This is a genomic window from Candidatus Zixiibacteriota bacterium, assembly GCA_018820315.1.
Taxonomy (GTDB): domain Bacteria; phylum Zixibacteria; class MSB-5A5; order JAABVY01; family JAHJOQ01; genus JAHJOQ01.
Genome location: JAHJOQ010000060.1, coordinates 31,393 through 44,132, shown reverse-complemented (window position 1 = coordinate 44,132; position 12,740 = coordinate 31,393). Strand labels below are relative to the sequence as shown.

The window sequence follows — 12,740 nt, the reverse complement described above, 5'->3', positions numbered from 1 at the left end:
CAGCCTTATGTGACTGCACCCTGAGCTTTCAACACCTCGATTTGATCGGATGAGTAATCCAGCACTCCGGACAGCACCTCGTCCGTGTGCTCGCCAAGGAGGGGTGGGTGAAGGCGAATGGTTCCCGGCGTTTCGGAAGCCTTAATAGGTATTCCGGTGAGACGGAGCGTGCCGATTGTGGGATGTGGCACTTCGGCGATCATGCCCCTGTGCCGCACCTGCGGATCGTCAAACAGATGCTGCATATTGTTGACTGGACCGCACGGAATCGCTGCGCCGACCAGCAGTTCCATCCACTCATCACACGTCTTCTGAGCGAACAACGCGGCGACAAGCGGCAGGAGTGTCTCGCGATTCTCGACGCGCTTGGGATTAGACTCGAACCGCTGGTCACTCAGCCAGCCCTCCTTGCCGACCAGCTTGCAGAAATTAACCCATAGTTTCTGATTCGCCACCGCGATTGCAATCGGACGGTCCTTGGTGTTAAATACCTGATAAGGAATAATCGACTCGTGCGCAGTACCCCAGCGCTGGGCCTCCTTGCCTGCGACCAGGTAGTTACTGGCGATGTTGGCCAGACCGGAGACCTGGACGTCGAGGAGACTGATGTCGAGGAATTGTCCCCGGCCGGAGCGTTCCCGCCATAACAGGGCGGAGGTGATCGCACTCGACGCGTAGACACCCGTGAGCACATCGGTGACCGCCACACCGACTTTGCATGGGTTCCCGTCCTGTTCGCCGGTAATCCACATGAGACCGCCGACAGCGGAGAGCACCATATCGTATCCGGGCCGTTCCCGATAAGGGCCATCGTGACCGTATGCCGTGATGGAGGCGTAGATCAGTCGCGGGTTGAGTTCGTGAAGCGTTCCGTAGTCCAGACCGAAGCGTTTCGTCAAACCGGGTGTGAAATTCTCAACCAGGACATCGGAGACTTTGACCAGATCGCGTACGAGTTCCAAGCCCGCAGGTTGCTTGAGGTCGATGACGATTGATTTCTTGTTCCGGTTGCAGCAAAGATAGTAGGCGCTTTCACCGCCGGAGAAAGGTGGTCCCCAGGTGCGGGTATCATCGCCGGTGCCCGGCTGCTCCACCTTAATCACCTCGGCGCCTTGATCCCCGAGAATCATGGTGCAGTATGGACCGGCAAGAATCCGGGACAGGTCGAGAACCCGGTACCCTGTTAACGATAGCTCAGTTGCGGAAGCATCATTCATCCTATAATCTCGATCTAACTTGAACGTTTCCAATAAGCCGTCAGCAAATTAAAATAGTCGGACGGATACCATGTTCCAAAGCTTTTTTTGCTGCGCGTATCGAGCAATCAAGTAGTTTTCCAGGAAGAGTTGACCAGCTCAGAGAGAATTCGTCGGACGATAGCATCATTCGCTTGACCAGCCGATGGATTTTGTGTAACATGTAGCCTGTTGTCTGACGTTGGGCCGAAGAATGTGGTAACTCAAGGTGTGTTCTTTTCGGAATGGCATGGAAAGCAAGTGTTCGGAGTTACTGACCGTGGCATCACCTCTCATCCGCCGCGAACCGGCAATAGTTCCTTATGATTAGAAGTGACTTCACTGCCTATGTACTCGCCGGCGGCAGCAGTCACCGGATGAAAGTCGACAAGCTGTTCATACAAATAGATGGCCAGTCATTGCTTGAACGCACTGTAGCTACCTGTGAAGCCTGTTTCAGACAGGTTAAGCTGGTAGCAGGGGCCTCGGCCAAATTCTCGTCGCTTGACTACGCGGTGGTGTTGGACAGCCCCAGGGCGCGTGGTCCTATGGCGGGTGTTATTGCCGCTCTCGAGGACTGCGATACTGACAGCTGCTTTCTGACAGCGGCCGATCTGTTTGATCTGAGTACCGAAGTGATTGCATCAGTGGTTACTCAATACCGCGGTCAGCAGTATCTGGGTTTGATTGAACCGAGCGGTGTGCAGCCCTTGTGCGGAGTCTATCATAAGTCTTCACTCGAAGTTCTCTATCGATGCGGGCAGGATGGTGAATTTCGTATGGCGGAGGCTCTGAACGCATTGGATCACGGCGGAATAACCTTGCCTGCAGGTCAGTGGCGGAATATAAATAGTCCAGAGGACCTGGCGTTTGGGGGTGTCAATGGTTGAGCTTGCTGTGGTGGGGGCCAAGAATTCAGGCAAGACCACCGTAGTTGAAGGTCTGGTCAGCTATCTTGTCGGCGAGGGCTATCGAGTGGCGACCGTTAAGCACACTTCGCATTCGCATCGGTTTGACACGCGCGGCAAGGATAGCTATCGCCACCGCCAGGCTGGCGCCGGATTAACAGTCGCTGTGAGTGATGAGGAAGTTGCAATCTTTACGCGACCGGATTTGCTGGATATTTGTCAACTTCAGCACATAACCCGCCGGCAGATCGATATCTGGATTATCGAGGGCGATTGGCAAGCCGATCGCCCCAAGGTACTGGTCACGCGCCATTTGAAGGAATTGCCCGGTACGCTGCCCGATAATGTCGTGGCGACAATCGGTCCGGAACGGGTTAGCGAAGTGCCCGCGCACTTTGAAGCCGGGGATCATGGCGGACTGGGCTCTCTTGTGAGCAGTACCATTCTTGATAAGAAAACGGAGACTCGAGAGTGAGGATGAGTCATACGCCCAGATACCTGCGTGTGTCGCTGCTATCGACCTGCAATCTGCAGTGTTCGTACTGCCAGCCTGGAGGCAAATACCGACCGGCGGTTTTGGCGGTGGAAGACAAAGTGTGTTCGGCTATTAGGTTCCTACATGGCTCTGGCATAAGAAAAATCCGTTTCACGGGAGGCGAGCCAACATTATCCAAAGGCCTGTGTCGACTGGTATCCTTTGTCAAAGCAATGGATAAGGATGTTCACACCGCTATCACGAGCAACGGCGTTCTTCTCGAGTCCAAGGCAAAGGAGTTGTCTAGGGCCGGACTGGATTCTGCAAACATAAGCCTCGACACACTTGATCCAGCGAAGTTTCGAGCGCTGACCGGCAGTCACGTTCTGAACCGGGTAATATCCGGGATTGACGCAGCTGCCGAGTATATCGGCGACGTCAAACTGAACTGTGTATTGATCCGAGGTGTCAATGATGATGAAGCTGACCGGTTGATTTCATTTGCCAACAGTCGCGGACTGGACATCCGGTTCATAGAATTCATGCCGAATCGTTACAGTGCTTCCGGTGATCCGCGGTTTGTCTCGAGCGAAGAAATCCGCTCTCGGCTGCCTTGGGACTTTCGGGCAGCACCGACTGGGGCCAACAGCGCGGCTCGGTACTTCACGGATCCCTCACTCGGGATAAGAGTCGGATTCATCAGTTCGGTCAGCAGCCCGTTCTGCGCTGGCTGCGATCGAATTAGATTAACTGCCGACGGTCTGCTGCATACCTGTCTCTATGATTCCAACAATATCAATCTTTTCGATCTACTTGCGGATGATTCCAGGCGGGCTCAAGCGGAATTCATGGAATTAGCGCGGCTGAAGCGATTCCGAGGTTGCCATAATGCGGCCAAGCCAACCACCTCCTTGCCATCTTTCTCCGCCATTGGAGGTTAGCGGTGGCTGAGACGGGAGATAGCTCTAATGACTGAATACGGTGAGGTGTATCGTCTTTCGATTTCTGCCCGGAAGGGATCGGGAAAGAGCAATATCGGTGAGGTGTCGTTCATAGAGAATTTCGGCATCGTTGGTGATGCTCACGCCGGATCGGAGCGCCAGGTATCGCTGTTGCCGTTTGAGGCATTTGACCTCGTTCGTGAGCGCCTGCCTGACGTAAAGCCCGGCGACTTTGCCGAGAACATTACCACGCGCGGCATCGATTTTTCATTCAGCACAGTGGGCGACCAATTGCGCATCGGTGACGGCGTGCGACTGGTGATCACCCAAATCGGGAAGGAATGTCACAACGACTGCCAGATTCGGCAGGCGGTGGGAGATTGTATCATGCCGCGCCTGGGCATATTCGCCTCAATCGCTGAGGGTGGGCTGGTTCGGGTCGGCGACAGAATCCGCTGGGAAAACAGCAGTGTTTGAGGGACGTCCCGGCAGCAGTAAGTATCGTATCTCCGACTAGCCGAAGGCACCGCACCTGATTGCCGGAGGTTCCGGTTATTGCGCATCGACGGAGGGAAACCGTGATTGAGTTTGATGAAGCATGTGAACTGATCTTTGAGAACACCAGTCGGCTCGGAACTGAGGAGCGGCTGATTGAAAGCGCGATTGGGTGCGTGTTGGCTCAGGACGTGGTGTCTCCAATCGACGTTGCGCCGTTCAGGAACTCGGCCATGGACGGTTTTGCCATAAAGTCTCAATGGCTCAGGGAATGCTCGACGGACAGCCCCAGGGAGGTCCCGATAAGTTCCACCCTATTTGCCGGTGACTCTGCTGCAAATCATGTCGACGATCGGCACACAGTGAAGGTGATGACCGGTACTCGGGTGCCGGACCGATTCGATGCCGTGGTTCCATTCGAAGAAACCGACTACGCCGACGATGAGGTTCGCTTCTTCAATCCTGCAGTTCCCGGACAGCATATCCGCGAAGCGGGGGAAGACATAGCCTGCGGCCAGAAGCTATATACCAAGGAGACTAAGCTGGGCCAGCTCGACATCGGTGTCCTAGCAGCGATCGGCTTGCGCTCGGTGATGACTTACCGAAAGCCCTCGATAATGATAATAGGTACCGGTGATGAACTGACTGATCCTGGTGACAAACTGACCGGCAACGGCATATACGACTCCAATACTTACACCATCCTCTCGCTGGTCGCGCCTTATTGCGACCGGGCGGAACGCATCTCCCGCTTGCCGGACAGGGAAAAGGAGTTGCGGCACGTACTTCTCTCGTCGCACGATGTCATCGTAACCAGCGGCGGGGTATCAGCCGGTGAGCGGGATCTCGTTGTTGATATCGCTGAATCATGCGGGTGGCAACGAGTTTTTCACAAGGTTCGAATCAAGCCCGGCAAGCCAGTCTATTTCGCCGTGCGCGAGAAACAAGTCCTGTTTGGTCTACCTGGAAACCCGCTATCCGCCGCTGTTACCTGTTCCGTGTTCCTGATACCCGCTCTAAAGAAAATGGCAGGGTTAGCTGATTACCGATTGTGCCCAAAGCCGGCCCAATTGGTGCCGGAGGCGATCCGCAAATCTGGACGGAAACTGATCTGGCCCGGTTTCATACGAGAAGAAGCTGGCCGCACGGTTGTCCGTTTTTCGCCTAAGAAATCGTCCGCGGCACTGACGGCGCTCCTCGGTACCGACGGTTTAATAATTCAGGATGCCACGGATGGAGGACCTGGAGAGGTTATCGTCAAGGCAATCCCGTGGAGCCATATACTTAAACTGTGATCCCTCTCGCCAAGCCCCGTTCCGACTGAACTGCGGCGTGCATGGAAGTGTATCCGAAATAACGTTGGCGCCATGCGGTTTCCTGTAATGGAGTTCTCCGCAATCGAGACCTCTCTGGGTTTCCGGAAGCGAGGTAGATGCCTCTGCCCGCATTGGGGATTCTGGCATCAAGTCTGAAGACAATCAAGGCACTTTCCTGGCCTTCATGGACACGAGGCCGACAAATGAATTGATAGTCGCTTTACTGTTTCTTGGAATTTGAGCGAAAAATGGCGCGCTGTATGTCGTCAGGCAGAGTATGTCTTAGCTTTAGGTCGCTTAAGTCAACTTCATCTCAAAGCGTGCGTATATCTGCTCAATCACGTTCACGGCGAAGGCGGTTTCATCGTCGGTGCCGGAACATATACGTATGCCGTTGCCAATCCCAAAAGGTTTGGCCGGCCTGACAATAAGACCTTGGTCAAGACAGTGCTCAAAAAACCGCAGAGCATGTTCTTCTGTCGGCAGCAAAATCAGAACGAAATTAGCGGCTGTCTTTATATACCGGATACCCAAATCGTCAAAGCAGGATGTGAACCGTGCCAGCGATCGGCGATTGGCTTCGATTGTTCGATCCAGGAATTCGGTGTCATCTAATGCCGCTATAGCTGCCACTTGAGCTAACAGGTTCGGTTCGAACGGAAGCTTCACTTTAGCAAGTGCACTAATAAGATACTCTGGTCCGACGGCAAAACCGATCCGGAGTCCAGCCAATCCATACGCTTTGGACAGAGAGCGCGTGACTATCAGGTTGTCGTAGTGGTAGCTCAGACCATCTCGGTAGTCGTGCTGTTCGGCGGCATAGGCGTAGTAGGCCTCGTCAAGAATGACCAGTACATCTTGAGGTATCCGGTTCATAAACGCTTCAAACCGGTCGCCGGTGAATACTGTACCGGTCGGGTTGTTGGGATTGGCCAGGTAGACAATCCTGGTATCAGCGGAGATCGAATCGGCCAGGGCTTCCAGGTCAAAGGCATAATCCCTCAGTGGAACTAACCGCAACTTTCGGTCCAGTTTGCGGACATTGACATAAATCCCGACAAAGCTCCCCTCCGAGGTCAAGACTTCATCCTGCTCTGAGGTAAAGGCATTGACGATGTACCCCAACAAGGCATCGGTGCCGTGAGCGCACACAATCTGCGATGGATTCCTGCCATATCGATCGCCAATTGCAGCCACCAGTTCGGTTGAACGGGGATCTACGTACCGATGCAGTTCGGCAGTTACCTGTTGCACAGCGGCTACTGCCTTTGGCGAAGGGCCGAGCGGGTTCTCATTGGAGGACAACTTGACGATGCGGCCCAGTTTTGTCTCGCGCGCTAGTTCACTTATCGACTTCCCAGCCTGGTAGGGCTCGAGTGTCAGAACATGTTCTGGTATCGTAATCATATTACCTTCCATCCCAAATGCGGCGCCTCTGAATCATCAGTTACATGCCGGCTAGACAGTGCGTACTTCATGCAGTTCGTCTTCTACAAGCCGTCGGTCAAGTCAATCCGGTCAGCTGATCTTGCTCTTGCTGTGGCAAAGCTTGAAACGGGCAGCCTAAGTGAAACCGTGGCCCTTAAGCACAAACCTGGCATCTACCGCTCTTGAGGTCTTGCGGTCGGTAGTCACAATAAAGGGGTTCACATCGAACGATTCCAACTGCGGGAAATCCGAGACCAGTTGAGAGAGTCGCAGAATCGTCTCCTCAAGATACTTTAGGTCAACAGCAGGACCGTCACGGAAGCCCGTGAGAAGCGGATAGCCTTTGATCGATTTGATCATTTCTTCCGCATTATACGGAGTTACCGGATTGATCCTGAAAGCCACATCCTTCATTACTTCTACATAGACTCCTCCAAGCCCAAACATTATCAAAGGTCCGAACGTCTGATCCTGATGCATCCCGATGATCGTCTCCACACCACCCTGTACCATCTCCTGCATGAAAACCCCCGTGAATTCCTCTCCAGGCTTGCTGAATTCCCGTTCCATCATCTCGAAGGCTCTTGCCACTTCAGTCTCAGTCCTGAGATCAGTTTTCACCCCACCGACGTCAGTCTTGTGCAAAACTTGAGGGTCATCGATTTTCATGACAACCGGTAATCCGAGCTTTGATGTCGCATGTTTCGCATCAAGCAAGGTCTCTGCTTTGATCGACTTCGCAACACTGACACCGTAGGCTTTGAGCAGATCCAGCGCCTCACTGCCAACGATCGTCGAGCGGTTTAGCTCTATCGCGCTGTCGATGATTCGTGCAACGCGACCGTTGTCGACTGAGAAAGTAACGGTCTCGCTTTCCGGTCTGCTAATCCAATTGCGCCGACGAACCAATGCGGCCATCGCCTTTGCTGCAGACTCGGGAAATGTGTAAATTGGTATTCTGTGCTTGACCATCTGCTCGGAGCCGGCGACACCCGAGGCAACTGCCATGAAACAGCCGAGCACTGTCTTATCATTCTCATGCTTTTCGATCATCTCAACGATGGCGCTTATCACCGCACGATGATCGACCACCACCGGCGGAACGAAAATGACTATCACGGCATCGACATTGTCATCGGAGAGGACAGCATCCATCGCTATTCGGTAGGAATCGGCTCCGCCGGCGGCGATTACGTCGACCGGATTGTTGACGGAAGCCACAGCGGGGAGATTGTTCCTGAGCAGTTCCAGCGTCCTATCACTGAACAGCGCCATTCTCATTCCCAGGCTCACTACTGCGTCAGTAGCAAGAATCCCCGGTCCACCCGCGTTTGTGATGACTGCAATCCTGTCTCCACGAGGCAGGGGCTGGTTGGCGAGTGCGACGGCAGTGTCAAAGAGCTCGTCAACCGACGTTGCCCGCAGGACACCGCATTGCTGAAAGAGCGCATCCGTGCCAATATCGAATCCTGCAAGTACTCCCGTATGTGAACTGACCGCACTGGCTCCGGCATCCGTACGCCCGGCTTTGACAGCAACAATAGGTTTATTGCGAGACATTTCGCGAGCAATACGGGTGAACTCCCCGGGGTTACCGAAGCTCTCAAGATAGAGAAGGACAACTTCAGTTTGAGGGTCATCACGCCAGTACTCCAACAGAGCGCTGCCGGAAATATCAGCTTTGTTACCTACAGAAGCAAACATCGAAAATCCGAGGTTCAGCTCTTCGGCATATCCGAGAATCGCTTCACCCAAAGCCCCCGACTGGGACATGAATCCGACTTTTCCTTTCAGCGGCTGTGCTCTTGAAAACGTTGCATTCATCGAGACATCGGTGTCCGTATTCAAGACACCAAAGCAGTTGGGGCCGATCATTCGCATATTGTATTTGCGAACGATTTGCATCAGTTCGGCTTCCTTGGCCGCACCCTCTGCTCCGATTTCTCTAAATCCGGAAGATATGACGACTACGCCCTTGACACCCTTCTCGCCGCACTCTTCGACTGCCTGAGCCACATATTCACTCGGAATGACTATTATGGCCAGGTCGACTGCGTCCGGAATCTGCCGAATTGTCGCATAACATTTTATCGAGTGGATCACCTTGGCCTTTGGATTGACCGGAAAAACCATGCCGTTGAAATTGTACTCGATTAGATTATGCAAGATTCGATGGCCAATCGTCCCCTCTCTACTGGATGCCCCGATTATGGCGATTGACTTGGGTTTGAAGATTCCGTCGAGATTGTTCTTCATATGCGAAACATCAGTGAAATTGCTGGTCAAATCTTTCGGAATTTATGCAAAAAAGGCATGCCGCGCAAGGGGAATCAGAAAAATCCGCATTTCGCCGAAGCGCGGTCAGCTTGTAGTGAATGCCAGTCGGTTTATTATGCCGTGACCGAGAGTTGGGCTTGCCCCGGGCACCATAGATGATGTATATTTCGTTATCAAGAATCGGACGACTTGAACCAGAGGAGGAAAAATTGAATTCGTTTAGTTTAACGGATGAACAGCTTGAGTTAGGTGTACTGGCACGTGAATTCTGTGAGAAACGCGTGTATCCCATCACCAGGAAACTTGATGAGGAAGGGTTGCCTGACGAATTAATATCAGAGTTGGCAGATCTTGGCTATCTCGGCTCCTCCATTCCAGAGAAGTATGGTGGCATGGGAGTTGACCCGTTCGCGCTCGCCTGTATGATCGAAGAGTTTGCGCGCGCGAATGGTGGACTGGCGACCTTGTTTGCTGCGCACCTGAGCCTCGGCTGCAAATCGATTGAGCTCTTCGGAAACGAGGAGCAAAAGCAAAAGTACCTGCCTCAAGCAGCCAAGGGTGCTATCGTATCCTTCTGTATCACAGAGCCCAATGCCGGGACAGACGTATTCTCGATACAAGCCAAAGCCGAATCTGACAAGGATACTTTCATTCTCAATGGCCAGAAACAGTTCATCACATCTGCCGATATTGCAAGACTCTTTGTTGTGTTCTGTAAGACCGAAAAAGGCCCTGCCGGCTTTCTTGTTGAGCGTGACACCGATGGCCTTACGGTCGGGGTGCCGGAAAAGAAGATGGGAATCCAATCCTCGAAGACATGCAGCGTCCATTTTCAGGATGTCAAGATTCCTGCTGAGAACATGATCGGGGAGCCCGGGAAAGGCCTTAGGGTCTGTCTGAATGTGCTCGATTACGGCAGATTGGGAGTTGCTGCCGGAGCTCTCGGGATGGCAGAGCAGGCTTTCTCGGAAGCGGTTGACTACGCCCAGAACCGCGTTCAGTTTGGCAAGACGATAGCCAGTTTCCAGGCAACGCAGTTCAAGTTTGCCGATATGAGAGTTGAAATCGACGCTTCGCGTTACCTGCTCTATCATGCACTTGCCAAATGCTGTGAGGGAGGGCGCTTTTCAACGGAAGCCGCTATGGCTAAGCTGAAGGCTTCCGAAGTCGCCTCGTTCGTTGGAGATGAGAACATTCAGATCCACGGAGGCTACGGTTACACACAGGATTACAATGCCGAGAGACTCTGGAGGGATGCGAGAATCACCAGGATTTACGAAGGTACATCCGAGGCGATGCGAATGATCATCGGTGGTGAGTATCGCATAAAGAAAGAGAAATAAGCGATAAGATCGCAGCACCTTTTCCTTGTGAGTTGAACTAACACGTCTAAGTGCCGGCAGACTGCTCGCCGGCTTGGGTTTGACATTGACAGGGAATCCAATCATGAAAGAGGTTGCGTCGGTTCCGAGATGCTTTGTGTGCGGGCAGAAGAACCAGGTCGGTCTGAAGGCTCACTTTTTCTGGGATGGAGAGAGGGCATTCTGTGATATCACCGCCGATGAAGTGTATGCCGGCTATAAGAGAATTCTCCATGGCGGCATTGTCGCAACTTTGCTCGATGAGGTGATGATAAAATCGCTCCTCGCTGAGGAGATATTCGCTGTAACGGCCGAGATCACGGTTCGGTTCAGAAAGCCAGTTCACACAGGTGACAGAATACATTTTGAAGGCTGGAGGACTGGCGAGCAGCAGACAGACTATTTCACAAATGGCAGGGCCATAAATCAAAGTGGCGAAACTGTAGCCGAGGCCGCGGCCAGATATGTCAGACCCAGAAGTGGGCTGAGTGACAGACTCCGCGAGTCTGTAGAAGATGATGATACATAGATGATTATTCGATCAGAATTAGTGATTTGCTACGCTCCATGACAGCGTTTCTGGTTAGATTCTCCTCCTAACCAGCGCTGAAATGAATACGTTTGTTCGCAGCTAATTGCTGAAGCTTAGAGCAGCCTAGTGATCGAGCACTGTAGCCCGCAATTCCGTAAGCGCTTGGAGTGCCGCGTTGCCAATTGCATGAGCTTTGTCAGATATTTTGAAGCAGAGATCTTTCCTGCATCGAGGATCAATGTCGCCGATCTTCTGTCCAAAAGAAACATCCATACCGGTACGAATCATACCCCTGACCATCCCATCTATCCTACCGACAACCGGGATTCCATCCACCTCACCGATAACCTGGCCCGATTCGACAAGATCGGTAATTTCGCAGTGCGTGGTGAACACTCCATCAGCGGGAGATCGTAAAACTCTTTCGTGGCTGAAACCGTTAACAGAAGCAGGAGTGCCGGTATAAGGTTCGGGACGACCGGCATAGATAACACGCCCAAGATCCCTTCCTCTATTCGTCTCCACAGCAGCGTGACAATTCTCACCTGCAACAAACCCGGGACCAAGACCGATCACAATAGGAGCTATATCAAGATCAGTATCGACATCCCGTTTTCGCATGCGACCATCGACAACTGCCGTCGGTTCCAAAGCAGGCAATTGCTTCGCTTCCGGATCGATCAGGAGGGGAACGGATCGGCTGCCCATGATTGCTGTCGCTTCCTCCGTTGAGTTCACCAGAACAGCAGTGACGCCTTCAACAGTCACTCTCTGTTCGAAGAACGCTTCGGCAAAGCATACGGGGCGTCTGACACAAGTTGGAGCTGGTTTCTCGATGGCAATCACTTCGAATCCAGCCATAACCAGACACCGGATAACACCGGATGCCATCTCACCGGCGCCGCGAACGACTACCCTTCCACGAACAGAGTGCTGGATCATCTCACGCTCAGGCTGCTGCCATTTTTCGTTGCGATCAATTCGGCAAGAATTGAGACGGCGATTTCAAAGGGGCCCTCTCCCTTTATGTCCAGGCCAATCGGCGCATGTACTCGCTCAAGAAGCGATCGGTCAACTCCCGACTCCTCCAGAGTCGCCAGTACTTTGGTGACTTTTGCCCTGGATCCTATCATGCCGATGTATGCACAAGGCTGCTTTATGGCCTGAGCCAGGACCGGTTCGTCGTATTTATGTGAGCGGGTAACGATAACCACATAAGAGTCGCTATCAAGAGACGGGAAACTCTCTTGATAGCTTGAGTCAGTCTGCACGATCGTAACCGGCCGATCATACTCCTTGAGAATCTCGGGGCGATCATCGACAACTGTAATCTGGAAATCAGATCCAAGGGCGAGCTTCACGAGATCCCGACAGATGTGCCCTCCTCCGACGATTATCAGACGTTTTGGTTTGGCGCTGACCTCGAAGAATACTTCTGCCTCCCCCCCGCAGGTCATGCCTATGGTGTCCTCGCCGATGTCCGAGAAATTGTATCTCTTCAAAAGATGGTTCTTTGTCGACCCTAACAGGTCAAGAGAATCTTCTATTACCTGTTTCTCAAATGTTCCGCCACCGATCGTTCCTGAAATGCTCCCGTCAGGGTGTACCAGTATTTTCGCACCCGGTGCCCGCGGCGATGCTCCAGCGGTTCTGACGATAGTAGCCAGTACAAACGGCTTCCCTGCCTTTTGTCTGTCACATATTTCCTCAAAAATACTCATAGGTTCCCACCAATCCTGTCTGTAAGAGACCGGCTAAGCAGATCTGCTATG

Annotated in this window: 12 protein-coding genes; 7 read left to right on the top strand and 5 right to left on the bottom strand. The window is 52.9% G+C overall.

Annotated elements, in window-relative coordinates; all coding sequences use genetic code 11:
* Positions 1-5 precede the first annotated feature (5 nt).
* Entirely contained in the window at positions 6-1,217 is a 1,212-nt protein-coding gene (locus KKH67_05525; GenBank protein ID MBU1318643.1) for a CoA transferase, read from the bottom strand.
* A 341-nt stretch (positions 1,218-1,558) separates the two neighbouring features.
* On the opposite strand from KKH67_05525, the gene KKH67_05520 reads away from it, so the two are divergent.
* The 5 genes from KKH67_05520 to KKH67_05500 all read left to right on the top strand — a co-directional run bounded on the left by KKH67_05520 (position 1,559) and on the right by KKH67_05500 (position 5,349).
* Positions 1,559-2,125, top strand: a complete 567-nt coding sequence (locus tag KKH67_05520; protein ID MBU1318642.1) for a molybdenum cofactor guanylyltransferase — start codon at positions 1,559-1,561, stop codon at positions 2,123-2,125.
* On the top strand, positions 2,118-2,618 hold the full coding sequence (gene mobB, locus KKH67_05515; GenBank protein ID MBU1318641.1) for a molybdopterin-guanine dinucleotide biosynthesis protein B: 501 nt from the start codon (positions 2,118-2,120) through the stop codon (positions 2,616-2,618). The genes KKH67_05520 and mobB overlap by 8 nt, the downstream gene beginning before the upstream one ends.
* A gap of 2 nt (positions 2,619-2,620) precedes the next feature.
* Positions 2,621-3,559, top strand: a complete 939-nt coding sequence (locus tag KKH67_05510) for a radical SAM protein (GenBank protein ID MBU1318640.1) — start codon at positions 2,621-2,623, stop codon at positions 3,557-3,559.
* Between the two features lie 27 nt (positions 3,560-3,586).
* Positions 3,587-4,036 carry an MOSC domain-containing protein gene (locus KKH67_05505; protein MBU1318639.1) on the top strand — a complete coding sequence of 150 codons (450 nt, stop codon included), beginning with the start codon at positions 3,587-3,589 and terminating at the stop codon, positions 4,034-4,036.
* A 101-nt stretch (positions 4,037-4,137) separates the two neighbouring features.
* Positions 4,138-5,349 (top strand): molybdopterin molybdotransferase MoeA, encoded by a 1,212-nt coding sequence (locus KKH67_05500; protein MBU1318638.1) that lies wholly within the window; start codon positions 4,138-4,140, stop codon positions 5,347-5,349.
* A 318-nt stretch (positions 5,350-5,667) separates the two neighbouring features.
* Here KKH67_05500 and hisC read toward each other — a convergent pair whose 3' ends face one another.
* Positions 5,668-6,777: a histidinol-phosphate transaminase gene (gene hisC / locus KKH67_05495; protein ID MBU1318637.1), complete on the bottom strand. Its 1,110-nt coding sequence runs from the start codon at positions 6,775-6,777 to the stop codon at positions 5,668-5,670.
* A 156-nt stretch (positions 6,778-6,933) separates the two neighbouring features.
* On the bottom strand, positions 6,934-9,054 hold the full coding sequence (locus KKH67_05490) for an acetate--CoA ligase family protein (GenBank protein ID MBU1318636.1): 2,121 nt from the start codon (positions 9,052-9,054) through the stop codon (positions 6,934-6,936).
* 230 nt (positions 9,055-9,284) lie between these two features.
* Between KKH67_05490 and KKH67_05485 the strand changes: the two genes are divergently transcribed.
* Positions 9,285-10,418, top strand: coding sequence for an acyl-CoA dehydrogenase family protein (locus KKH67_05485; protein ID MBU1318635.1), 1,134 nt, complete (start codon positions 9,285-9,287; stop codon positions 10,416-10,418).
* 103 nt (positions 10,419-10,521) lie between these two features.
* Positions 10,522-10,965, top strand: coding sequence for a PaaI family thioesterase (locus KKH67_05480; GenBank protein MBU1318634.1), 444 nt, complete (start codon positions 10,522-10,524; stop codon positions 10,963-10,965).
* A 126-nt stretch (positions 10,966-11,091) separates the two neighbouring features.
* Here KKH67_05480 and KKH67_05475 read toward each other — a convergent pair whose 3' ends face one another.
* Positions 11,092-11,910, bottom strand: a complete 819-nt coding sequence (locus tag KKH67_05475) for an EF2563 family selenium-dependent molybdenum hydroxylase system protein (GenBank protein MBU1318633.1) — start codon at positions 11,908-11,910, stop codon at positions 11,092-11,094.
* A complete protein-coding gene (locus KKH67_05470; GenBank protein ID MBU1318632.1) occupies positions 11,907-12,689 on the bottom strand; it encodes an XdhC/CoxI family protein in 783 nt (260 codons plus the stop codon). The genes KKH67_05475 and KKH67_05470 overlap by 4 nt, the downstream gene beginning before the upstream one ends.
* Between the last annotated feature and the right edge of the window lie 51 nt (positions 12,690-12,740).

Bases quoted from the DNA above. Each gene is read 5' to 3' on its own strand.
- KKH67_05475 (MBU1318633.1), bottom strand. From the start codon at position 11,910: ATGATCCAGCACTCTGTTCGTGGAAGGGTAGTCGTTCGCGGCGCCGGT.
- KKH67_05520 (MBU1318642.1), top strand. From the start codon at position 1,559: ATGATTAGAAGTGACTTCACTGCCTATGTACTCGCCGGCGGCAGCAGT.
- mobB (MBU1318641.1), top strand. From the start codon at position 2,118: ATGGTTGAGCTTGCTGTGGTGGGGGCCAAGAATTCAGGCAAGACCACC.
- hisC (MBU1318637.1), bottom strand. From the start codon at position 6,777: ATGATTACGATACCAGAACATGTTCTGACACTCGAGCCCTACCAGGCT.
- KKH67_05490 (MBU1318636.1), bottom strand. From the start codon at position 9,054: ATGAAGAACAATCTCGACGGAATCTTCAAACCCAAGTCAATCGCCATA.
- KKH67_05505 (MBU1318639.1), top strand. From the start codon at position 3,587: ATGACTGAATACGGTGAGGTGTATCGTCTTTCGATTTCTGCCCGGAAG.
- KKH67_05525 (MBU1318643.1), bottom strand. From the start codon at position 1,217: ATGAATGATGCTTCCGCAACTGAGCTATCGTTAACAGGGTACCGGGTT.
- KKH67_05510 (MBU1318640.1), top strand. From the start codon at position 2,621: ATGAGTCATACGCCCAGATACCTGCGTGTGTCGCTGCTATCGACCTGC.
- KKH67_05480 (MBU1318634.1), top strand. From the start codon at position 10,522: ATGAAAGAGGTTGCGTCGGTTCCGAGATGCTTTGTGTGCGGGCAGAAG.
- KKH67_05470 (MBU1318632.1), bottom strand. From the start codon at position 12,689: ATGAGTATTTTTGAGGAAATATGTGACAGACAAAAGGCAGGGAAGCCG.